Here is a 20,699-nt window from a genome sequence, read left to right as displayed (position 1 = left end):
ACTCATCGCTCAAGCGTCTCGACGAGGACGCGCTGCTCGCGCAGGTCGATCAGGACGGGGGTGTTGCGGGCGATGGTCACCTCGGCCGGCGGCGCCTGGGGCAGCTCGACCGGGCTGCGGACGACCGGGGGCGGCGCGACGGCGGCGGTCGGGGAGGCCGGCGCCGTCACCGTGCGGCGGGGCTCGATCGGCACGAAGACGCGATCCTCGATCACCACCGGAGCCCGGGCGATCGTCGGCGGCGGCAGGGGCGGCGGGGCCACCGGGGCGGCCTGCTGGACCGGCGTGGCGACGACGCCGGGCAGGCGCTCGAAGGCCGCGAGGCAGACCTCCCGCTGCGCTTCGCTCGCCCCCAGGCAGACGAGATCGCGCTGGCGCGAGAGCCAGACCCCGACGGCCTCGGCCTTGCGCCCGAACAGGAACTCGACCCGGCGGTTGCGGGCCATGCCCGCCTCCGAGGTGTTGGGCGCCAGCGGAATCGCCTCGCCGAAGCCGACCTGCCAGATCTGCGCCTGCCGGACCTTGCGGGCATGAAGCGCCAGGGCGACGCTGCGGGCGCGGCGCACCGAGAGGGCGTAGTTGTAGTCGTCCTCGGAGCGGGAATCGGTGTGCCCGGCCACGAACACGGCGGTGTCGGCGGCCTCGCCCCGCAGCACCTCGGCCACGACATCGATCACCGCCTGCCCCTCCGGACGGAGCACGTCGGACGCCGTGTCGAAGAAGACCTTCTGGTCGAACACCCAGCGGGAGATCGGGATGGCGACCGGGATCGAGCGCGGAAGCGACGACGGGTCGATGCGGTAGGTCTCGATCCGCGGAACCGCGCCGAGGCGCCGGCCGGCGAGGGAGCGCAGCCGTGCGAGGCGGTCCTCGTGCTCCATCGTGACGGTGTCGGTCCAGGACAGGATCCGATCCTGTCCGCCGGCCGGAAGCGGGCCGAGCAGCAGGGCGGCCAGGGCCGCCCCCATCGCTCGTTTTCCCCCGCGCCGCCCAGACACCACCGGATCACCCCCGACCCAACCTCAGGTCGCGAGATAGATCGTGAGTTAACTCAACGTCAACAAATCGTAAGAGATTTACCTGAGGTTAAAATCTGCCGCGCCAGGGCGTTGCATCAGGGTCACACCGGGCGGGACCGCAGGACAAAAAACGCCCGCTCGGGCGAGCGGGCGCGAAGGGGGGAGGCGAAGTCAGAGAGCGGCGGGGCCGTGGCGGCCCCGCGCGTTCGGGGATCAGCCCTCCTTCTTGGCGAGCGCCACCGCGACGAAGCGGGTCTGGCCCTTGGCGCTCTTGACGCGCATCAGCACCGCCTTGCGCCCATTGGTTTCCGCGGTGCGGATCTGCGCCTGGACCTCGGAGGGCTTCGAGACGCTGGCGCCGGCGACATCCAGGATCACGTCGCCCTGCTCGATGCCCTTGGCGGCGGCCGGGCCGGTCGGATCGACCTCCATCACCGCCACGCCCTCGCCGAGGCCGACATCGCCCGCCGGGGCGAGGCTGAGGCCGAGCCGGGCCTGTCCGCTGCCGATATCGCTGTCGCTGTCGCTGCGGCTCGCGACCCGGCTGTCGGTCGGCAGCGTGCCGAGCTCGACGGTCGCGGTGTCGCTCTTGCCGTCGCGCAGGTAGGCGAGCTTCACCGCGGTGCCGGGCTTCAGGCCGGCGATGCGGCGCGACAGCTCGCGGGCGTCGTTGACGGGGTTGCCGTTCACCGACTCGATCACGTCGCCCGATTTCAGCCCCGCCTTGGCGGCGGGCGTGCCGTTCTCGGCGTGATCGATGAGGGCGCCCTTCGCCTTGGCCAGGCCGAGGCCCTCGGCGATGTCCTTCGTCACCGGCTGGACCTGCACGCCGAGATAGCCGCGCACCACCTTGCCCTCGGAGCGGAGCTGCTCGACCACGGTCTGCACGGTCTCGGCGGGGATCGCGAAGGCGAGGCCGACCGAGCCGCCGGAGGGGGAGGCGATCGCCGTGTTCACGCCGACGACCTCGCCGTTGACGTTGAAGGTCGGCCCGCCGGAATTGCCCTTGTTGATCGGCGCGTCGATCTGCAGGAAGTCGTCATAGGGGCCGGCGCCGATGTCGCGTCCGCGGGCCGAGACGATGCCGGCCGTGACCGTGCCGCCGAGGCCGAACGGATTGCCGATCGCCACCACCCAGTCGCCGACCCGCGGTGCGCTCTTGCCGAACTGGACGTAAGGGAGGGTGCCGCTCTCGTCGATCTTGAGCAAGGCGAGGTCGGTCTTGGCGTCCTTGCCGATCACCTTGGCATCGACGGTGCGGTTGTCGTCGAGGGTCACCTGCACGGTCTTGGCCTTGTCGACGACGTGGTTGTTGGTGACCACGTAGCCGTCCGCCGAGATGATGAAGCCCGAGCCCACCGCGCCGCGCTCGCCGCGCTGCTGCGGCGCGCCGCGGCCCTGCGGGCCGTTCTGGCCGAAGCGCTTGAAGAACTCGCGCAGCTGCGGCGGCACCTGCTGGAGGTTGCCGCGGCCGGGCGTGTCGTCGTCGTCGTCGCTCGCATCCGCGTCGAGCTTCACCTTCACGGCCACCACGCCGGGCTTTACCTTGTCGACGACGTCGGCGAAGGAGCCGGGCGGATGCTGGGGGGCGGTGATCGGGGTCTGCGGCAGGGCCTGGGCATAGGCCGGGCTCGCGGTCTCGGCGAGCCCGAAGCCCGCCGCCCCGCCCGCGACCAGGGCGGCCGCGGCGACGGAGGCGAGGGCGCGGCGGCGAACGGTCAGGGTCATGGAACGGTCTCTCCGGACAATGGCTCGGGGCCGCAGGGAAGCGGCCCGTGAGCACAAGTCCTAGAGAGGAGCGCCTGACGCCCGGGTGGCGCGCAGGTTACGGTTTGGACAGATTTGGCTCACACGACGAACAGGTCCGCATGGGTGAGCGCGGCGCGGTTGTCGAGGACGGCGAAGGTGACGGCCTTCGCGCCGGTACCGCTGCCGTCCGCGTCGTAGGCGAGCGCGCCGGTGCGGGCGTCGTAGAGGATGCGGTCGTCCGCATCGACCGTGGCGCCGACCGTCGCAAGGTCCTTGAAGGCGTGCTCGGCCAGGGAGCCGACGTCCAAGGTCGCAAAGACGGCCTTCGACAACTGGATCGCGTCGTGATCCGGCAGGGAGGAGACGGTGAAATCGGCGATGCGATCGACGTTGCGCGCGCTGAGGGTGGCCTGGAACAGGAAGGTGTCCGAGCCGCCCAGCCCCTTCAGGATGTTGCTGCCGGCATTGCCAGTGAGACTCTGCCCGAACGCATTGCCCGTCAAGTTCAGAGCCGCCGTGCCGGTCAGGCTCGCCGCCGCGAGCGCCTCGACCTCCTGACCGGCCTGGAGCGCGTAGCTGATGGAGGTCAGCACCGTGTCGCGTCCCTGCCCCATGGCTTCGACGATCCGGTCGCCCGCTTCGTCGACGACATAGAGATCGTCGCCGTCGAGGCCTGCCATCGTGTCGGCCCCGCCCCGGCCGTCGAGGGTGTTGTGTCCGGCATTGCCCGTCAGGGCTTGGCCGAACTCGTTGCCGACGAGCGTCAGGGCCGCCGCATCGGCCTTGTCCGCAGCGGCGAGGGCCTCGATCTCCTGCTCGGCCTGCAAGGTGTAGCTGATCTGGGTTCGTACTGTGTCGCGCCCCTGGCCGACCGCCTCGACGACGCGGTCGCCGGCATGGTCGACGTAGTACGTGTCGTTGCCGAACAGGCCGACCAGCTTGTCGGCGCCGCCGCCGCCGTCGAGGCGGTTGTCGCCCGCGTTGCCCGTGAGGGTCTGAGCGTAGGCGTTGCCGGTGAGCGCGAGGGCGGCCGTGCTGCCTGCCTCCGCGGTGGCGAAGGCCTCGATCTCCTGATCGGCCTGCAGCGCGAAGCTGACCCGGGTCAGCACGACGTCCCAGCCCTCGCCCGCGGCCTCGACGACGCGGTCCCCAACATGGTCGACATGGTAGGTGTCGTTCCCACGGAGGCCGGCCATCGTGTCGGCGCCACTGCCGCCGTCGAGCCGATTGGCGCCGGCATTGCCCGTGAGGGTCTGAGCGTAGGCGTTGCCGGTGAGCGTCAGCGCGGTTCGGCTGGCCTGGTCCGCGGCGGCGAGCGCCTCGATCCCCTGACCGGCCTGCAGGGTGTAGCTGACGCTGGTCAGGACGGTGTCCTGCCCCTGGCCGAACGTCTCGACCACGCGGTCCCCGGCGTTGTCGACAAGGTAGGTGTCGTTGCCGCCGAGACCGGTCAGCGTGTCGGCGCCGCCGCCGCCATCGAGGCGGTTGTCGCCGGCATTGCCCCTGATGGATTGGGCATAGGCACTGCCCGTGAGGCTGAGGCCCGCCGTGCCGGCCTTGTCCGCGGCGGCGAGCGCTTCGATCTCCTGGCCGGCCTGCAAGGCGTAGCTGACGCTGGTCAGGACGGTGTCCTGCCCCTGGCCGAACGCTTCGACGACGCGGTCCCCGGCGCTGTCGACAAGGTAGGTGTCGTTGCCGCCGAGACCGGTCATCGTATCAGCGCCACCGCCGCCGTCGAGGTGATTGTCGCCCGCATTGCCCGTAAGACTTTGGGCGAAGGCATTGCCGGTGAGCGCGAGGGCGGCCGTGCCGGCCCTGTCGGTGGTGGCGAAAGTCTCGATCTCCTGGCCGTCCTGTAAGGCGTAGCTAACGCTGGTCAGGACCTTGTCGCTGCCCTTGCCCGCGGCCTCAATGACGCGGTCACCAAGGGTGTCGACATAATAGACGTCGTTGCCGCCGAGGCCCTTCATCGTGTCAGCCCCAGCCAGCCCATTGATGATGTTGGCTGTCTCGGTGCCCGTGAGGGCATCGTCGCCGCTCGTGCCATTGATTTTCGTCACGTCGGTGACGGTGAAGGAAGTTTGGAAGCCGAGCCGGATGAGGTCGTCTCTGTCGTAGATCGTGTAGTTACCGGCCTTGTCGTAGACGGTGACCGTCTCGATGCCGTAGGTGCCCGGCGCGGTGTCGCGTGTAAACACCTCAGTTGTCGATGACCGGCCATCTGAGAAAGGGTCGGTGCTGCCGGAAAAGTAGAAGGTGCTTGAGCGTCCGTAGGTGGACTGATAGCTGCTGCTCAGACGAATCGAAACAAAATCGACCCCGAGTCCTGAATCCGTCGCGCCAACGCTTGCTGTAACTTCGGTGTTGCCCTGCGAGATATCGACTGTCTTCGGCAGTACGAGCGAGGTCAAGACAGGTTTTGTTGTATCGGCCACGGCTCCCTTAACCGTGAAGGAGGTTTGAAAGCCGAGGCGGATGAGGTCGTCTTTGTCGTAGATCGTGTAGTTTCCGGCCTTGTCGTAGACGGTCACCGTCTCGATGCCATAGGTGCCCGACGCGGTGTCGCGTGTGAACACTTCGGTTGTCGATGAACGGCCATCTGAGAAAGGGTCGGTGCTGCCGGAAAAGTAGAAGGTGCTTGAGCGCCCATACGTGGACTGATAGTTGCTGTCGAGGCGTATCGATACAAAATCGACCCCGAGCCCTGCGTCCGTCGCACCCACCGTTGCCGTGACACTCACATCGGTCTTAGTCACGTCGATTGTTTTCGGCAAAGCGAGCGACGTCAGGACCGGTTTGGTTGTATCGGCCACGGCACCTTTGACCGTGAAGGAGGTCTGGAAACCGAGGCGGACAAGGTCGTCTTTGTCGTAGATCGTGTAGTTTCCGGCCTTGTCGTAGACGGTCACCGCCTCGATGCCGTAGGTGCCCGACGCAGTGTCGCGTGTGAACACTTCGGTTGTCGATGACCGGCCATCTGCGAAAGGGTCGGTGCTACCGGATAAGAAGAAGGTGCTTGAGCGCCCGTAGGTGGACTGATAGTTGCTGTCGAGGCGTATCGAGACAAAATCGACCCCGAGCCCTGCGTCCGTCGCGCCCACGGTTGCCGTGACTCTTACATCGGCCTTGGTCACGTCGATTGTTTTCGGCAGAACGAGCGACGTCAGGACCGGCTTGGTGGTGTCGGTTGTGGCCATGACTGGAACCTGCGGGACGAATAATCGCTCGTCCTATAAGGCGTCATATCTGTAGGTTGAAGTCGGGGGCGCGAAAAAGCGAGAAGGTTTCAGCGATGGCGTGAACATGCGATCAATCTGCAACAGACGGTGTCGCTAAAAAGACAATCTAACTATAATATAATCGAGTAATCAGCTTTTCCGAGGCATGTTTCTTGAGTTCGACTGTGTTTGCAAATAAAGTATCCTGAATAGATTGGACTATGGACGGGTCCCAGGTAATCGACTCTAATTCATTATAAGATGATTGGAATTAAACGCCGCCCGCCACCGCAGATCCGCCAACAACCCCAGTGGATGGGTGGCGAGCACCGGGGTCACCGGCACGCCCGCGGCGTTGAGCAGGTTCGCGGACCAGTGGTTGCAGACATTGGCGTAGGAGAAGCGTCCCTCCGCCGCGTAGAACAGGCTCGGCCCATAGAGGCCCGGCCCCACATCCACGGGCTGGCCGTCGGTGAGGCGGAAGCTCGCGTCGAGGCGTGCGATCAGCCGGGCGAGGCCGGCGCGCGACACGCGCACCGGCACGATGTCGGCGCTCGGAAAGCTCGCGCGGGCGGGGCGTTCGAGGCCGACCACCTGGATCACGCCGTCGCGGCCGCCCAGCGTGAACAGGGCCTTCAGGGCGAGGCTCGCATCGAAGGCCGCGAGCGTCGGGGTCGCGCGGTAGAAGCGGGCCTCGCCCCAGCCGACCTCGATCTCCGGGAAATCGCGGAAGCGCGTCGCGATGGTGCGCAAAGCGGCGCCGGCTCCCGCCCCGGTCAGGCTGTCGCGGCGCAGCACGAGGCCGGAATGCCAGCCATGGCTGACGAGGAGCACCGTCTCGGCGTCGGGCTCCCGCGCCGGGTAGAGCGCCGGGTCGCCGGGCTTCGCCGTCCAGACCGTGACGAGCACGAGGAGGACGGCGAGCGCGGCGATCCCGAGACCGGCGAAGCGGGCGAGCCGCCTCACGCGTCGGAGAGGCGAGCCAGCGCTTCCTCGATCTTGGCAAGGCGCGCGGCCTCGGCCTCGCGGCGCTCGCGCTGCTCGTCGACCACCTCCTCGGGGGCGCGGGCGACGAAGTCGGCGTTGTTGAGCTTGCCGTCGAGCTTGGCGATCTCGCCCCGGGCCTTGCCGGCCTCCTTCTTAAGGCGCGCGACCTCGGCGGCGAGATCGACGATGCCCTCCAACGGCAAGGCCGCCACGCTGCCGCGCACGAGGAGCTGCACCGCGTTCCGCGGGGCGGACTCGGCGAAATCGATGCCCGAGAGGCGGGCGAGGCGGGTCAGCGTCTCGCTCCAGCGCTCGGCGCGGGCCCGCACGGCCGCGTCGGCGGCGATCAGCACCAGCGGCACCTGGGCGCCGGCCGGCACGTTGGTCTCGGACCGGGCCGAGCGCACCTCGGAGATCAGCTCGACGAGCCAGCCGATCTCGGCCTCGGCCTGCGCGTCCGCGAGGCCGGACAGGTCGGGCCAGGATTCCAGCGCCAGCAGGCCGCGGGTCTCCGGCAGCGCCTCGCCCTTGATCGCCCACAGCTCCTCCGTGAGGAAGGGCATGAACGGGTGCAACAGCCGGGCGATCTGGTCGATCAGATAGGCGACCGTGGCCTGCGTCTCCGCGCGGGCGGCGGGATCGACCCCCTCCCCCTGGAGCACCGGCTTGGCCAGTTCGAGGTACCAGTCGCAGAAGACGTTCCAGACGAAGCGGTAGGCCGCGGCCGCCGCGTCGTTGAAGCGATAGACCGTGATGCCCTGCGCCACCTCGGCGACCGCCTTGGCGGCTTCGGTCAGGGCCCAGCGGTTCAGCGTCTCCGTGACGGCGTCGGGGCGGAACTCGGCCTTGAGCTCGCAGCCGTTCAGCTCGGCGAAGCGCGCGGCGTTCCAGAGCTTCGTCGCGAAGTTGCGATAGCCCTCGACCCGCTGGGGACCGAGCTTGATGTCGCGGCCGGGCGCGGCCAGCGCGGCGAGGGTGAAGCGCAGTGCGTCGGCGCCGAACCGGTCGATGAGCGCGACCGGATCGACGACGTTGCCCTTCGACTTCGACATCTTGGCACCCTTCTCGTCGCGCACGAGGGTGTGCAGGTAGACCGTGTCGAAGGGCACGCGGTCGGTGAGCTGCAGGCCCATCATCATCATCCGGGCGACCCAGAAGAAGATGATGTCCTTGCCGGTCACCAGGGTGTTGGTCGGGTAGAAGCGGGCGAGTTCGGGGGTGGCATCGGGCCAGCCGAGCGTCGAGAACGGCCAGAGGGCCGAGGAGAACCACGTGTCGAGCACGTCCGGGTCGCGGGTGAGCGCGACCGGCCGGCCGTGCTTCGCGTCGGCCTGCGCCTGGGCCTCCGCCTCGCTGTTCGCCACGAACCACTGGCCGTCGGCATCGTACCAGACCGGAATCTGGTGGCCCCACCAGAGCTGGCGCGAGATGCACCACGGCTCGATGTTCTCGAGCCACTGGAAGAAGATCTTTTCGTAGTTCTCGGGGACGAACTGGGTCTGGCCGTCGCGCACGGCCTGGAGCGCGCGCTCGGCCAGCGGCTTGACGTTCACGTACCACTGGTCGGTGAGGTAGGGCTCGATGACGACGCCCGAGCGGTCGCCATGCGGCACCGCGTGGGTGTTCGGCTCGATGGCGCGCAGGCGCTCGCGCGCCTCCATCAGGGCGACGACGGCCTTGCGCGCCGTCTCCCGGTCGAGGCCGTGCAGCGCCATCGTCTCGTCCTCCGGCGCGGCGCCGTCGAGGAAGGCGGTGTTGCCGGCGATCTGAATGCGCGCCTCGCCGTCGAGGATGTTGATGGCGGAGAGGTCGTTGCGGCGCCCGACCTCGAAATCGTTGAAGTCATGGGCGGGCGTGATCTTGACCGCGCCGGTGCCCTTCTCCGGGTCGGAATAGCTGTCGGCGACGATGGGGATCAGGCGGCCGACGAGCGGCAGACGCACGCGCTGGCCGACGAGCGCCGTGTAGCGCGCGTCGTCGGGATGGACCGCGACCGCGGTGTCGCCGAGCAGGGTCTCGGGGCGCGTGGTGGCGACGGTGATGACTGCACCGGTCTCGGCGCCGGACGCGTCCACGACCGGATAATCGAAGTGCCAGAGATGGCCCTTGGTCTCGATCTGCTGGACCTCGAGGTCCGAGATCGCGGTCTGGAACTTCGGGTCCCAGTTCACGAGGCGCTTGTCGCGGTAGATCAGTCCCTGGGCGTAGAGGTCGACGAAGGTTTTCGTCACCGCGCGGACCATGGGGTCGTCCGGTGCGCCCGTCGCGCCCATGGTGAAGCGCTCCCGCGACCAGTCGCAGGAGGCCCCGAGCCGCTTCAGCTGGCCGAGGATGGTCCCGCCCGATTCCTCCTTCCAGGCCCAGACGCGGCGCAGGAATTCCTCACGGCCCAGGGTGCGCCGGTCCGGCTGCTGCGTCTCGGCGAGGCGGCGCTCGACCACCATCTGCGTGGCGATGCCGGCATGGTCCATGCCGGGCTGCCACAGCACGTCGCGCCCGCGCATCCGCTCGAACCGGGCGAGGATGTCCTGGATCGTGTTGTTGAGGGCGTGGCCCATATGCAGCGAGCCCGTCACGTTCGGCGGCGGGATCATGATGCAGTAGGGCTCGGCGCCCGCCCGCTCGGGGCGACCGGCACGAAACGCCTCTGCCTGCTCCCAGGCCGCGGAGACGCGCGCCTCGACGGCAGCGGGGTCGAAGGTCTTGTCCATCATGGGCGGAGCAGGCTGTTCGAGCGGGCGGCAAAGCCGAAAGGGTTGCGGCCGCTATCGGCCCGCGGCCCCGCCGCCGTCAACCTCGCGCGCCCGCGATGGGCCCGGCACAGGCATCGGCGACCGCGCCCCGTGGAGAAGCGGGCGTGTTCCATCGACGAACAACGTCCGGCGCGGTCGAACCGGGCCGGACGGGCAGGGATCGTCAGGGTAGGAATCGTCGAGGGATGGACGCTGCGCACGGGCGGTCTCCCGCCCGGCAGGGTCTCAGCGGATGCGGCCGGGCCGGGTCGGCTCGAAGACGACGCGGCGGTGATAGGCGCACCAGCTCTTGCCGTCGGCCACCGGCGCGCCGCAACACACCGCCTGATCGCTCGGCTCGCCGATGATAAACTTGCAGACGAAGGCGCCGGATTGTGCGAAGGGCACCCGGAAGTCGGCAGACGGCTCCGCGATCGGAGCGGCCTCACCGATCTGCGGCAGACGGAAGAGCTGATTCATCAGGTGGACACTCGGTGTTCGGGCTCGCTCGACGTCGGTGCGAGGGGCGGCGCGGCGCCCACAGAGAAAAAGGGCGGACCGTCCCACTCCGGGGCTCCAGGCGTGGGACGAGGCCGCCAGGAGGCGGCCGCGATCAGGCTGGACGGGGGGAATCAGGTCGGCCGATGATCGGTTGTAAGTAAGCCGCTTTGCCGATCTGGCAAGCCCTTGCGCAGTCTGGCGCCCTGCGCCGAGAGCAGGGGCGCCCCGCTCCCCTGCGGTCCGCCGCGCGTCGCCCGCCGCGCCACCCTCCGAGTTGCGACGCGGTCAGGGGGGGAGTATCCGGCGAGGGCGACAGAGAAGGCCAGCGAAATCGGTATGCACGCTCTCGTCACCGGCTCGGCGGGCTTCATCGGCCATGCCCTCAGCCGCCGCCTTCTCGCGGACGGACACAGCGTGACGGGCCTCGACGGCTTCTCGCCCTACTACGACGTCGCCCTGAAGCGGGCGCGCCACCAGGATCTCGCGGCCTTCGACGGGTTCGAGGAGGTCGAGGCGCAACTGGAGACGCCCGGCCTCCTGATGGATCTCCTGGCGCGCACCCGTCCGGACGTCGTGTTCCACCTCGCCGCACAGGCGGGCGTGCGCTACAGCCTGATCAATCCGGGGGCCTATATCGCGGCCAACCTCGTCGGCTTCGCCAATCTGCTGGAGGCGGTCCGGGCCCATCCGGTCCGGCACCTGATGATGGCCTCGACCAGCTCGGCCTATGGCGGCAACACCGCGATCCCGTTCCAGGAGACCGACCGGGCGGTCACGCCGCTGACCCTCTATGCGGCCTCGAAGCTCGCTAACGAGGCGATGGCGCATTCCTACGCGCATCTGTTTTCGATCCCGACGACGGCGTTCCGGTTCTTCACCGTGTACGGCCCCTGGGGGCGGCCGGACATGGCCCTGTTCCATTTCACCCGCCGCATCCTGGCGGGCGAGCCGATCGAGATGTTCGCCGAGGGCGCGGCGGAGCGCGACTTCACCTTCATCGACGACCTGATCGACGCCATCGTCCGGCTCGCCGCGCACGCCCCGCCCCTGCCCTCCGCGGGCGGCCCGGTCTCGCCGGAGGATACGTTGAGCGGCGTGGCGCCCTACCGCCTGGTCAATATCGGCGGCGGGCGGCCCGTGCGGGTCGACGCGATGGTCGAGGCTTTGGAGGCGGCGCTCGGGCGCCGGGCCCAGCGCGTCCTCAAGCCCCTGCCGCCGGGCGACGTGGTTCGCACCCATGCCAGCACGGACCTGCTCCGGTCCCTGATCGGCCGGGTCCCCGAGACGCCGCTCGCCGAAGGGATCGAAGCCTTCGTCGCCTGGTACCGGGGCCACTACCCCGACCCATCCTGAGGGCCGCGCGTCAGCGCACCGCCCGGAGGGCGAGCACCGCGTGAACCGCCCGGGCGCCGAGCCCCCCGAGCACGGCGGCGGTGCCCTTCACCGAGAAATCGAAGACGCGCCCGTGCCGGCTCGCGGTCAGGCCCTGGGCGAGTTCGAGGAGGCCGGCCAGCGCGACCCCCGCGAGCAGCGCCGATTTCCAATGGCGCGGATAGGACAGGACGAGAAGGAAGCCGAACAGCCCATAGGCGGCGGCGCGCTCCAGATGGGGCGAGGCCACCACCGGACGGGCCTCGATCGGCGAGAGCGTCACGAAGACGAGGATCGCGGTCACGATCCACGCCGCGGAGCGAACAACAGTCAGCATCGGTCCGTCGTGGCGCAGCCGCGCCCCGCCGGTCAAGCCGGCCGCTCGCCCGGGCGCAACCGCGCCGTCGGGGCGCCACTGATCCGGGCTCCGCTTGATCAAAGCGGAGCCCGGATCAGGCAAGCCCGCGCGGCGTTTGAGCGAAGCCCACATCCGCCATCCCGAAGGGATCAACCGGATTTGGTATGACTGGCCGTCGATTGACTTGCCGTCGGCGGCGGTGGAGCAATGTAGGGGTTATGGTCCAGGCGCGCATGCAACACGCAAACCCACCGGCCGTCACGGAACCGGCCCTGGATGCCCAAACCCGTGAACGGCTCGGGCGGCAATTGCAGGCGCTCTACGATCCGGTGCTGGACGAAGCGCTCGACCCCCGGCTCGCGGCCTTGATCCGACAGCTGGAGACCGACCGTCGCGAGACGGATTCCCACTGACCTCCCTGCGGCGTTCCGGCCCGTCGCGCCGCGTCGAGGCGCTTGTGGCTGGACCGGTGTCGGAGCGGCGTGGCGGAGGCCTCGCCGCGGCCGAAGCTCCGAAACGGGGCTGGTCCCCTGAGGCCGGTCGGCCCTGGAACCCCGAGTCACGCATCGCGCCGCGGATCCGAGGTGGGCCGGCGGCCGGCGACGCCTGCGCGGGGCGCGGCTCGATCCGTGGGGATCGCGGCGCTTTCACGCAGCCCGGACCGCACCCGATCACGCGGCTTGTTCCGTCTCGGGCCGCATGGATAACATCCGTTGGCGAACACGCCGGATACGGACGATTTGGCGGTTGGGTGCGGACGACATGACGGCTGATGCGGGCCTGCCGTATTTCTACCTGACGACGTCGGGCTTGCCCCCCGGAGAGGCCTTCGAGCGGTGGCGCACCCTCATGGCCCCGATGTACGAGGTCGGACCGACCACCCCATCGGCCGTCCTGCCGTTCGGCCGCAACATCGCGTACCAAGTTGGTGACCTCGTCGCCCACCGCACGATTCTCTCGGCCCAGCGGATCCAACGGGACCGCCGGCGCGTCGAGGCCGGCCCCGACCACGTGCTGTTCCAGCTCTGGCGAACCGGCCGCTACCGGGGCACCATCGCGGGCCGTTCCGCCTCGGTCGCGTCCGGCACCGTCGCGCTCATCGCACGCCGAAACCTGCTTGATGGGATGCTGGATCGCTCCGATACGACCGGCTTCGTCGTCCCCTGCGCCCGCCTTCCCGCCCTGACGCGCGAGGGGCACGGCCTGCTCTTCGATGCAGCCCGCAACCGCCTGCTCGCCGCGCAGATCCTCAGCGTCTACCGCCGCTTGCCCACGACCTCCCCGGACGCCGCCGCGCGCCTCGCCGATGAGATCGTCGCCTTCCTGCACCGCCTGCTCGATAGCTCCCAGGCCTCGGACGTGCTGGAAGGCCAGGAACTCGACGGCGGTCTGCGCGCGCTGGCCCGGGCGATCGTGCACGAGAACCTGTCGCGGGCCGATCTGTCGCCCGAGTTCATCGCCGGGCAGATGCAGGTCTCGCGCGCCACCCTCTACCGGCTGTACGAGCCGGAGGGGGGCGTGATGCACTTCGTGCAAGGCGAGCGCCTGAAAGCGGTGCATGCCGCCCTGACGGATCCGATGGAAACCCGGACCCTCAGCCGGTTGGCGGAGGTTTTTGCCTTCAGCAGCGTCTCGCAGCTCAGTCGCAGCTTCCGCAACCGCTACGGTGCCGCACCGCGGGCCTGGCGGGCCTCCCGCCGGGTGTCCCATCCCGATGACAGCCAGGGGGCGTTGCAACAGGTCTGGACGTGGCTGCGCGAAACGCGGTGAGGATTGATTTTTTTGGGAGATTTGTTGTCAAGACCGGATCCGGGACGTTTTTCTGAGATTGAGAGTGCCTCACAAAATTTCGGGTCGCCGATCGTTCCCCTTGGGCAGTGACGGCGCAGCGGGAGTTTTGTGAGAAACACTTATGCGAGGCCGCAGCATGAGCACGGGTGATTTCCGCAACGACGCGGATCACGGCTGCCACTCCATCGCGCCGGGCTGGCTCCACCTCCACTGGACGGCACGCGAATTCATGCCGAGCTTAGCCAATCCCTCATGTGAATCGCATTTTCTATTTAACTAAGTTCTTGCCATCATGAAACGACTTGACGCGACGCCTCAGCTTCTCAATCCATGCCGAATTATCGCCATGCGCAATGGCATACTCAAGGAGTGTGCTAAGCTCCATCGTCGCCGCCTCGCTATGAGAGCGCAACTGATCGATTAAGTCTATGTTGAGCGGCTCCTTGAATGCCCCAATAGGTCCAGCGCCTACTGCGAGAAAATTCAATTGCGTTAAGATGCATTTTAAGCAGCATCCACAATTTTCAGATTTGTCCGGACCTTGCCAGCAAACCTGAAGACGATCAGTGCAAATTTTTATATGCGAGATTGCCGCTGCTTTCTCTGTGCGCGACAACGCTGCTCCATCGTGTACAAAATCAAAATTATTGCCCGATAGTAGATAGTCGAGCTGAGGCTGAGATCCGACCGAAATGACCGGGTGCGTGTAAGGATCAGTGCTCCCAATAAGTCCGAAGCCAAATTCATGTGAGAAATTATGCAGTATTCCAGCCAGTTCCGCAGCATGGCTCAGGTGCCAATTCGAAAGACCTGATCTGATAGTATGAACGACTCGGACTTCCAGGCCGAAAAATTCCGGAATGGCCCGGACGCGTTCGAAAATACGCTCGAAAGCCCGTGTTTCATTGCCAATAATATCTACATTCACAAAGGCCACAGCTTTCAAGTCATGCATATTTGCCCGCCCTTGACTGTGGCGGTAGGCAGTCAAAATTCCATCGAGTCCTCCGGAAAATAATGAGATTGCATCTGTCTTCTGCTGATCACAATCGACAATATTGATCGCCTCAACGTGTATGCGTTTGAACAATTTAGGCCTAAGAGCATGCCATGCTTCGCAATAGGCATCGATATTTCGGAAGAACTTTCGGCTCAGATTGCCATGGACTTTTATATTACTTCCTGCATGCATGGCGTCAAATATTGCAGAACAAACCGCCCCATCGAGTATTTGTGCCTCAGGCAATTGCCCACTGAAGATGCTGCTTGTTTGTGCGCTTAATGCACCCTCCAAATTGACGATTCTTGTTGTTTGACCATCGTGATAATTTTGATCAAGCCGCAAATGAATTGTCATGTCAGGCTCCGTTTCACAACGGTCTCTCACAGGTTCGTTTTGGATGAGCGGTGAGCATCGTCAGTGTTGGGGACGTGTCTGACGCTCACCCCGCATCGCCGATGCGGACAGCCACCGCCGGCGCCGAGATTGCGCGCGAGAACCGTCTTTACGCAAGCAGCCTGACTGAGGATGAGCGAACTTGCGACGCTGCATAGGGCGCCTCCGATTTCACCATCACACCCAAACCGGGTGTCCGTGAAACCGGCAGCAGGTCAGTCCGCATCATGGGATCGGAGAGCAACTTGCTTAGGACGCTGGTGGCCCCACAGGGAGGGAAATCGGCGGGAATCGGCGTGCCCAGCTTGGGACTGAAATGGCGGAAGGGGTGTCCGCTCATTTACACAGGGAGACGGGGCGCTTTTTGCGTCCTTCCCCACCACCTTCCCCACCACGAGACATTCCATGGCCTCAGCGTTGATCGGCCGTTGGGCGATAATGCCGGGAGGAGATCGACGGGACAAGCGGAAGTGCCGGCCGGGGATGGGCTGGCGGACGCCCGGGTCCGCAACCGGAGTCTCGTTCGTCTACGCCATACAATGCGGCGATTTTCACAAGATCGGCGTGTCGGACGACCCTGACGAAAGGTGCCGGTCGCTTCAAGCCTGCAACCCGTACCCGCTCTGCGTTGCCGCCCGATGGCGCGTCCCGAAAGGACTCCGGGAAGAAATCGAGAGACTTGCCCACGACCTTCTGCACACGCGGCGCGCTCGCTACGAATGGTTTCGCGTCAACCTTGAAGAGGCTCAGCTGGCCGTTGACGGAGCGATAGAACTTCACGCGCGGATGCGCGCCGATCCAAGGCTGCGGCAGGCCCTCAAGTGGCCGCTCGACCTTTTGGATGACGTGCTCGTTGAGCCCTCTCGCCCCTGCCCTCTCTCGCTCACCGGGAGGGGCTGAGCCATGGGTTGGAATCTCTACGACGTATCGGTCCAAGGCTACGGGACCGAAGTCATCACGGCTCCCAGCCGCGGGAAGGCACTGGCAGCGGCGTGGCGGAGCGATGCATTCAGCCACATCAGCTTCGGCGCATTCTTGCGGATCACCTCGTTGCGACGCCGAGAAGTCCCGCCGACCGATGATGGTTACGGCTACGTGCGCCAGCGCTATGAAGTAGATCCACAGGTCGGCCAGCGTGTGACGTACACCGGATGCGGTTCGTCCCAGGGGCAGGCCGGCACCATTCTCTATCCCGGCAAATGCACGGCGCACGTCCTCGTGCTGATCGACGGCCGCGAGCATCCCGTCGGTGTTCACCCGACCGATCTGGCTTACTCCGCCCCCGCGCCTTCCCTCCCCTCAATCGGGAGGGCGGGATGAGCACAGAGAACACAGGGCGCGTGCCTCCGGCACCGGGCTGGTCGGCTTCGCCCGAGTCCTCCGGTCTCGGCCCTGCGGGCGACCATCCCTCGCGCGGCGCCGCACCTTCAGTCCGATGGCACGATCAAACCGTGCTCCACGGCGAAGGCCGCAAGGGCAACTGCATGCAAGCGGCAGTCGCCGGACTCCTGGGCCTCCCGATGCGGGACGTGCCGAACTTCGTCGAACGACCGGACGGCAAGGCCCACCTCGGGCTCATCAATTTCGCGCAGAGCCACGGCTTCGACCTTGTGCGAGACGACGGCGCGAAGTCGTTCGACGGGCTGTATCTCGCCTGCGGCCCGACCGACCGAGGCATCCACCACATGGTCGTGATGCGCGACGGCGCGCTCTATCACGATCCGCACCCGAGCCGATCCGGGCTGCTCAGCATCGACTTCGTCTACACGCTGCTGCCGCTGGATCCGGCCATCCATGTCGCGGCCTGCGACGGGGCTCAGCGCCTCCGGCCGCTCGCCAGGAAGGCATCCGAGGGCCCGTGGAAATCTGAGAGCTTCGACACCGCAGATGGCTACGGAGCCTGCGAGTCGTCGCAGCTTGTGGGACCGCATGGGAAGGTCGTGCTGGATGCCCTGAACAGCGGCGTCGCCTGCATGGCGGAAGAGAGCGACGAGGACGGCCGCCGCCGCTGGGATGAGCAGGGCGAGGCTGACGCCGCCTACGTCGAAGCGCTGGACGCCTTCGGCCGGCGGCTGATGTCGTTCACCGCACCCAACTCACAGGAGAAGCACCATGGCTGAAACCCTTGGCATCCTCATCCTCTGCGCGTGCGGGCTTACCTGCGTGGTGATCCCGTGCCTGATCTGGCTCGCCTTCATGGTCGGGCTTCTCTGCGAAGCATGGGGGATTCGATGAGCGTTCTACCCCTCACCCTGGACGAACGGATCGACGGCGAGGGCGAAACCATCATGTACACCTGCGCGCCGCAGGCCGTGAAAGCGGAAGCGCGTAAGCGGCGCGATGTCCTCCTCCGACAGCGAGACGCTGCGAGGGCCCAGCAGATCAAGCCGCCGCGGGCAGCTAACCCGTACTGCGTCAGGTGCGGCGGCTTTGGCTACCTGATCTTCGCAGTCGATGACTGCCAGTGGGACGAATGCGGCTGCACGCCTTCAAAGGAGGCTCGCCCATGATCTGGCTCGCTCTCGCCGCAACGTGGTGGGCCGGCATCGGCCTCGTGGTTGGCGCCAATCGCGCCCGCGTCCTGCCCGGCCCCTTCGATCTGCTCTCGGCTGCCGCCTGGTGGGCCTTCGCTTGGCCCGGGCTTTTGATTGTGGAGGCGACAAATGGCGACTGACACCGACATCGCGCAGGCCGATCTGGCCGAACTCCTGACCATCCTCGGCATGGGCGACCACGCCCGGCCACAGAGCCCGCACGAGGTGTTTCAGGATGCGTTGAGCGTGCTGCGTCGGCGGTTGGGGGGAACGCAACGCCAACCTGAAAGCGCTGTGGCGGCGGACGAGGAGGACGACCGCGAGGTCGACCGCATCCTCGCCATGAGCGGCGATGATCTGCGCGCCGAGCTTGTCACCGAGGGACATGACCCCGACGCGCTGGTCCGGCAGATGAAGCAGGGGCTCGACGGCACCCTGCGCCTCGCGGCCGATCGGCAGCGCTGGCGGGAAGAAGCGGCTTCGTGGCGCCGCGTCGCCGAACGGCTTCAAGAGCGCACGAACGCGCTTGAGACTGGGCTGAAGCCGTTCGCGGCCATTCTGTCTCAGGGCGAGCCGGTGGGGCCGATACCGCGTGGCCTACTCGATAGCCGGATCACCCGAAACGACTTGCGCACCGCGACCAAGCTTCTCGCCACCCAGGGGACGCGCGGATGACAGATCTCCGCAAAGCCCTCGGTGATCCCTTCCTTGCCGGCCACTCCGGCTGCCCGGAAGGCCCGCACGTCAAACTAATCTACGAGACCGTCACCGAGGCGATGGCCGCCCATGACGCGCTTGCGGAGTTCCTGCGGACACGTCCCAAGCCCCCGCCGGAAACGCAGCTTGAAGCCCTGATCCGGCTTCGGGCGGCAGTGGTCGAGAAGGGCGGGCCGCAGTCCCGCATCGACTGGATCGACAAGGGGATTGCGCTTGAGAGAGAGGCTAACCGATGATCTTGCACCTTCCCGGCCTATCGAACGACGACTTCGTAGCCCTCGTCCGCAAGGAGGTCGCCAGCGCCGGCCTGTGCGGCTTCGACAGCCTGGACGACGCCCGCAACCTCTTGGCCGAAGCCGCGACGCGGATCGAAGAGGTGCGCGCCACCCTCCGGCGGGAGATCGGCTACAAGGTCGTCGCCCAGCGCGACGCGGCGAACGCCGAGCGCGACGTGATCGAGACGCTTCGCGCTAAAGCCGACGGCCAGATGGCCTACTGGCGCCACCGCATGGCCGCCGAGAAGTCGCCCGATGACGGGATCAGCGAGGACGGCGAGACCTACACGCCGATCGGCGACGAAGCAGCATGGTCCGGCGGCTACTGCAACGGGCGGCTCGGCGAGGCCGAGTGGTGGCAGTCCACGCTCAAGCATATGGCGCCCGCGTCAGCGACCGAAGCCCAGAGGGCCGAGACCGGCACGGGCTCGGTTCACGAGGGCGCGGTCGGCACAGCCGAGACGCCAGATCCTCTCCCCCACCCCTTACCCGCAGAGCAGGAGGCGTAGGCCCATGGGCTTCAACACGGTCGCCGTCCTTTACAACGACTACATGGCCGATCTCCGGCGCGACGGTCCGATTGGAGAACAAATCGCTGCCGCCATGCTGCAATGGTCTGTTCGGAGCCGCGATCCGCTGGCAACGCACTTCGGCGCGGGGATGGTAGTCTCTCAGGCGCACGCCGATTGGTCTCAAGTCGTGATCGTCAGCCGGAACAGCGGCGTCCGAGCGTGCGACGCGAACGACCTCGACTTCGTTGCCTTGTCCGAGATGGCCGAGTGCCTTGAGCGCCACGGCTACAAGGTCACCAAGCCTCGGAAGCGAAAGCCCTCCCCCACCGCTCCCGATCCCAGCCCCTCGGCTGGAGATGAGGGGAGGTCTTGAGACATGCGCCTCCACGTCTTCTCCGATCTGCACTTCGACGCCCGAGCGCTGTCCTGGGAGCCCTCGCTGGCGCCCGGCGCGGATGTCGTCGTGTGCGCGGGCGATGTCTGTGAGGGGATGCCGGAGGCGTTCGCCTTCCTGCGCTCCTTCTTCCCGCGCCCAACGCCGATCGTCACGGTGGCGGGCAATCACTCGTTCTACCAGCGCGAGATGCGGGAGGAGCTGGCGCGCGGGCGGGTAGCCGCCGCCGATCACGGCATCACGTTCCTCGAAAACCAGGCCGCGACGATCAGCGGGGTGCGCTTCATCGGGGCGACGCTTTGGACCGACTACTGCCTCGACCGTGGGGAACCGGGCGACGAGGTGCTGACCCAAATGGTCGCCAGTCGGCAGATGAACGACCACGCCTTGATAGCGCTCGGGCCTGATCGCCGGAGGTTCACGACCACCGACGCCTTCACCCTGCACGACGAGACGCTGGTGGCATTCGATAGCCTGTTCGCCGAGCCCTTCGACGGCCCGACCGTCGTCATAACTCACCACGCGCCGCATCCCGGCTCCATCGCCCCGCACTTCCAGGGCGATCCGCTCAACCCCGCTTTCGCCAGCGACCTGACGTGGCACATCAAGTCGTGGGCGCCCGACCTATGGATCCATGGGCACACTCACGCCTCGTGTGACTATCGGGTCGGCCGCACGCGGGTGCTCTGCAACCCCCATGGCTACGGCCGGGAGAACGTCAGCGGCTTTGATCCGGCGCTCGTGATCGAGGTCTGATCCCCTCGCCTCCCCGCCCTCCCCCAGGTAGGCTCCGGGGATGCCCGACTCTGCCGCGAGCCTCGACCTCTCCACCAAGCCGGCCGCGGCCTTCACGTCAGCCGATATCGAGGAACTGGCCCGGCGGATCGCGGCCCGACGTGACACCGGCATCGCCATCCCTGGCAGCCAGGTCGATCTCTACGCCGAAGCCATGCGGGCGCTTGCTCGCGAGAGAGCCGAGCGGGCAGCGGAACGTGAGCGATAACCCCACCGTCGCCGACTGGCTCGCCTCAGGCGATACGTCGATCGTGGTTTACTGCAACGGGCTCCACTGCCCGCACCGCGCGGTGATTCGGCTCGACACGCTCGACCCCCGCATGACCCGGGACGATCTCGGGAGGAAAGTC

Annotated in this window: 23 protein-coding genes; 15 read left to right on the top strand and 8 right to left on the bottom strand. The window is 67.0% G+C overall.

Annotation, left to right across the window (positions count from 1 at the left end; translation table 11 throughout):
• Nucleotides 1-2: 2 nt before the first annotated feature.
• From LW587_RS08730 to LW587_RS08705, 6 genes are all read right to left on the bottom strand, one after another.
• Nucleotides 3-968 (bottom strand): OmpA family protein, encoded by a 966-nt coding sequence (locus tag LW587_RS08730; RefSeq protein ID WP_232629201.1) that lies wholly within the window; start codon nucleotides 966-968, stop codon nucleotides 3-5.
• Nucleotides 969-1,232: 264 nt separating this feature from the next.
• Nucleotides 1,233-2,747 carry a Do family serine endopeptidase gene (locus LW587_RS08725; RefSeq protein WP_232629200.1) on the bottom strand — a complete coding sequence of 505 codons (1,515 nt, stop codon included), beginning with the start codon at nucleotides 2,745-2,747 and terminating at the stop codon, nucleotides 1,233-1,235.
• A gap of 119 nt (nucleotides 2,748-2,866) precedes the next feature.
• Nucleotides 2,867-5,965 carry a calcium-binding protein gene (locus LW587_RS08720; RefSeq protein WP_232629199.1) on the bottom strand — a complete coding sequence of 1,033 codons (3,099 nt, stop codon included), beginning with the start codon at nucleotides 5,963-5,965 and terminating at the stop codon, nucleotides 2,867-2,869.
• 267 nt (nucleotides 5,966-6,232) lie between these two features.
• On the bottom strand, nucleotides 6,233-6,952 hold the full coding sequence (locus LW587_RS08715; protein ID WP_232629198.1) for a DUF2459 domain-containing protein: 720 nt from the start codon (nucleotides 6,950-6,952) through the stop codon (nucleotides 6,233-6,235).
• Nucleotides 6,949-9,687, bottom strand: a complete 2,739-nt coding sequence (locus tag LW587_RS08710) for a valine--tRNA ligase (RefSeq protein WP_232629197.1) — start codon at nucleotides 9,685-9,687, stop codon at nucleotides 6,949-6,951. The genes LW587_RS08715 and LW587_RS08710 overlap by 4 nt, the downstream gene beginning before the upstream one ends.
• Nucleotides 9,688-9,951: 264 nt before the next feature.
• The gene (locus LW587_RS08705; RefSeq protein WP_232629196.1) at nucleotides 9,952-10,185 is read right to left on the bottom strand and encodes a GcrA family cell cycle regulator; all 234 of its coding nucleotides are present in this window, start codon (nucleotides 10,183-10,185) and stop codon (nucleotides 9,952-9,954) included.
• Between the two features lie 357 nt (nucleotides 10,186-10,542).
• Between LW587_RS08705 and LW587_RS08700 the strand changes: the two genes are divergently transcribed.
• Complete coding sequence (locus tag LW587_RS08700; RefSeq protein WP_232629195.1) at nucleotides 10,543-11,559, top strand: NAD-dependent epimerase/dehydratase family protein; 1,017 nt, start codon at nucleotides 10,543-10,545, stop codon at nucleotides 11,557-11,559.
• A 10-nt stretch (nucleotides 11,560-11,569) separates the two neighbouring features.
• On the opposite strand, the gene LW587_RS08695 is transcribed toward LW587_RS08700, so the two are convergent.
• Nucleotides 11,570-11,914: a hypothetical protein gene (locus tag LW587_RS08695; protein ID WP_232629194.1), complete on the bottom strand. Its 345-nt coding sequence runs from the start codon at nucleotides 11,912-11,914 to the stop codon at nucleotides 11,570-11,572.
• Nucleotides 11,915-12,153: 239 nt separating this feature from the next.
• Between LW587_RS08695 and LW587_RS08690 the strand changes: the two genes are divergently transcribed.
• Nucleotides 12,154-12,348: a hypothetical protein gene (locus LW587_RS08690; RefSeq protein WP_232629193.1), complete on the top strand. Its 195-nt coding sequence runs from the start codon at nucleotides 12,154-12,156 to the stop codon at nucleotides 12,346-12,348.
• Between the two features lie 334 nt (nucleotides 12,349-12,682).
• Nucleotides 12,683-13,705 (top strand): helix-turn-helix domain-containing protein, encoded by a 1,023-nt coding sequence (locus LW587_RS08685; protein WP_232629192.1) that lies wholly within the window; start codon nucleotides 12,683-12,685, stop codon nucleotides 13,703-13,705.
• Nucleotides 13,706-13,994: 289 nt separating this feature from the next.
• On the opposite strand, the gene LW587_RS08680 is transcribed toward LW587_RS08685, so the two are convergent.
• Entirely contained in the window at nucleotides 13,995-15,083 is a 1,089-nt protein-coding gene (locus tag LW587_RS08680) for a hypothetical protein (protein ID WP_232629191.1), read from the bottom strand.
• Nucleotides 15,084-15,527: 444 nt separating this feature from the next.
• On the opposite strand from LW587_RS08680, the gene LW587_RS08675 reads away from it, so the two are divergent.
• The 12 genes from LW587_RS08675 to LW587_RS08625 are packed head-to-tail and all read left to right on the top strand — an operon-like array spanning nucleotide 15,528 to nucleotide 20,557.
• Nucleotides 15,528-16,022, top strand: a complete 495-nt coding sequence (locus LW587_RS08675) for a GIY-YIG nuclease family protein (protein ID WP_232629190.1) — start codon at nucleotides 15,528-15,530, stop codon at nucleotides 16,020-16,022.
• A gap of 3 nt (nucleotides 16,023-16,025) precedes the next feature.
• On the top strand, nucleotides 16,026-16,442 hold the full coding sequence (locus LW587_RS08670) for a hypothetical protein (protein ID WP_232629189.1): 417 nt from the start codon (nucleotides 16,026-16,028) through the stop codon (nucleotides 16,440-16,442).
• Complete coding sequence (locus tag LW587_RS08665) at nucleotides 16,439-17,242, top strand: hypothetical protein (RefSeq protein WP_232629188.1); 804 nt, start codon at nucleotides 16,439-16,441, stop codon at nucleotides 17,240-17,242. The genes LW587_RS08670 and LW587_RS08665 overlap by 4 nt, the downstream gene beginning before the upstream one ends.
• A complete protein-coding gene (locus LW587_RS24030) occupies nucleotides 17,235-17,357 on the top strand; it encodes a hypothetical protein (protein WP_269780312.1) in 123 nt (40 codons plus the stop codon). The genes LW587_RS08665 and LW587_RS24030 overlap by 8 nt, the downstream gene beginning before the upstream one ends.
• Complete coding sequence (locus LW587_RS08660; RefSeq protein WP_232629187.1) at nucleotides 17,354-17,632, top strand: hypothetical protein; 279 nt, start codon at nucleotides 17,354-17,356, stop codon at nucleotides 17,630-17,632. The genes LW587_RS24030 and LW587_RS08660 overlap by 4 nt, the downstream gene beginning before the upstream one ends.
• A complete protein-coding gene (locus LW587_RS08655) occupies nucleotides 17,629-17,796 on the top strand; it encodes a hypothetical protein (protein ID WP_232629186.1) in 168 nt (55 codons plus the stop codon). Before LW587_RS08660 ends, LW587_RS08655 begins: the two co-directional genes overlap by 4 nt.
• Nucleotides 17,786-18,331, top strand: coding sequence for a hypothetical protein (locus LW587_RS08650; protein ID WP_232629185.1), 546 nt, complete (start codon nucleotides 17,786-17,788; stop codon nucleotides 18,329-18,331). Before LW587_RS08655 ends, LW587_RS08650 begins: the two co-directional genes overlap by 11 nt.
• Entirely contained in the window at nucleotides 18,328-18,609 is a 282-nt protein-coding gene (locus LW587_RS08645; protein WP_232629184.1) for a hypothetical protein, read from the top strand. The genes LW587_RS08650 and LW587_RS08645 overlap by 4 nt, the downstream gene beginning before the upstream one ends.
• Nucleotides 18,606-19,157 carry a hypothetical protein gene (locus tag LW587_RS08640; protein ID WP_232629183.1) on the top strand — a complete coding sequence of 184 codons (552 nt, stop codon included), beginning with the start codon at nucleotides 18,606-18,608 and terminating at the stop codon, nucleotides 19,155-19,157. The genes LW587_RS08645 and LW587_RS08640 overlap by 4 nt, the downstream gene beginning before the upstream one ends.
• 4 nt (nucleotides 19,158-19,161) lie before the next feature.
• Nucleotides 19,162-19,533 carry a hypothetical protein gene (locus LW587_RS08635; protein ID WP_232629182.1) on the top strand — a complete coding sequence of 124 codons (372 nt, stop codon included), beginning with the start codon at nucleotides 19,162-19,164 and terminating at the stop codon, nucleotides 19,531-19,533.
• 3 nt (nucleotides 19,534-19,536) lie between these two features.
• A complete protein-coding gene (locus LW587_RS08630; protein WP_232629181.1) occupies nucleotides 19,537-20,310 on the top strand; it encodes a metallophosphoesterase in 774 nt (257 codons plus the stop codon).
• A gap of 40 nt (nucleotides 20,311-20,350) precedes the next feature.
• Complete coding sequence (locus LW587_RS08625) at nucleotides 20,351-20,557, top strand: hypothetical protein (protein ID WP_232629180.1); 207 nt, start codon at nucleotides 20,351-20,353, stop codon at nucleotides 20,555-20,557.
• Nucleotides 20,558-20,699 lie beyond the last annotated feature (142 nt).

It is taken from the genome of Methylobacterium sp. Leaf118, from assembly GCF_920984675.1.
In the GTDB taxonomy this organism is placed as follows: Bacteria; Pseudomonadota; Alphaproteobacteria; order Rhizobiales; family Beijerinckiaceae; genus Methylobacterium.
Note: the sequence above shows the minus strand (reverse complement) of the source record. Positions and strands in the feature narration are given on the sequence as shown.

Coding starts and splice junctions, on each gene's coding strand:
- LW587_RS08665 (WP_232629188.1), top strand. CDS start 16,439: ATGAGCACAGAGAACACAGGGCGCGTGCCTCCGGCACCGGGCTGGTCG.
- LW587_RS08730 (WP_232629201.1), bottom strand. CDS start 968: ATGGGGGCGGCCCTGGCCGCCCTGCTGCTCGGCCCGCTTCCGGCCGGC.
- LW587_RS08670 (WP_232629189.1), top strand. CDS start 16,026: ATGGGTTGGAATCTCTACGACGTATCGGTCCAAGGCTACGGGACCGAA.
- LW587_RS08635 (WP_232629182.1), top strand. CDS start 19,162: ATGGGCTTCAACACGGTCGCCGTCCTTTACAACGACTACATGGCCGAT.
- LW587_RS08660 (WP_232629187.1), top strand. CDS start 17,354: ATGAGCGTTCTACCCCTCACCCTGGACGAACGGATCGACGGCGAGGGC.
- LW587_RS08700 (WP_232629195.1), top strand. CDS start 10,543: ATGCACGCTCTCGTCACCGGCTCGGCGGGCTTCATCGGCCATGCCCTC.
- LW587_RS08705 (WP_232629196.1), bottom strand. CDS start 10,185: ATGAATCAGCTCTTCCGTCTGCCGCAGATCGGTGAGGCCGCTCCGATC.
- LW587_RS08710 (WP_232629197.1), bottom strand. CDS start 9,687: ATGATGGACAAGACCTTCGACCCCGCTGCCGTCGAGGCGCGCGTCTCC.
- LW587_RS24030 (WP_269780312.1), top strand. CDS start 17,235: ATGGCTGAAACCCTTGGCATCCTCATCCTCTGCGCGTGCGGGCTTACC.
- LW587_RS08630 (WP_232629181.1), top strand. CDS start 19,537: ATGCGCCTCCACGTCTTCTCCGATCTGCACTTCGACGCCCGAGCGCTG.
- LW587_RS08675 (WP_232629190.1), top strand. CDS start 15,528: ATGGCCTCAGCGTTGATCGGCCGTTGGGCGATAATGCCGGGAGGAGAT.
- LW587_RS08640 (WP_232629183.1), top strand. CDS start 18,606: ATGATCTTGCACCTTCCCGGCCTATCGAACGACGACTTCGTAGCCCTC.
- LW587_RS08680 (WP_232629191.1), bottom strand. CDS start 15,083: ATGACAATTCATTTGCGGCTTGATCAAAATTATCACGATGGTCAAACA.
- LW587_RS08725 (WP_232629200.1), bottom strand. CDS start 2,747: ATGACCCTGACCGTTCGCCGCCGCGCCCTCGCCTCCGTCGCCGCGGCC.
- LW587_RS08695 (WP_232629194.1), bottom strand. CDS start 11,914: ATGCTGACTGTTGTTCGCTCCGCGGCGTGGATCGTGACCGCGATCCTC.
- LW587_RS08625 (WP_232629180.1), top strand. CDS start 20,351: ATGCCCGACTCTGCCGCGAGCCTCGACCTCTCCACCAAGCCGGCCGCG.
- LW587_RS08645 (WP_232629184.1), top strand. CDS start 18,328: ATGACAGATCTCCGCAAAGCCCTCGGTGATCCCTTCCTTGCCGGCCAC.
- LW587_RS08720 (WP_232629199.1), bottom strand. CDS start 5,965: ATGGCCACAACCGACACCACCAAGCCGGTCCTGACGTCGCTCGTTCTG.
- LW587_RS08655 (WP_232629186.1), top strand. CDS start 17,629: ATGATCTGGCTCGCTCTCGCCGCAACGTGGTGGGCCGGCATCGGCCTC.
- LW587_RS08690 (WP_232629193.1), top strand. CDS start 12,154: ATGGTCCAGGCGCGCATGCAACACGCAAACCCACCGGCCGTCACGGAA.
- LW587_RS08650 (WP_232629185.1), top strand. CDS start 17,786: ATGGCGACTGACACCGACATCGCGCAGGCCGATCTGGCCGAACTCCTG.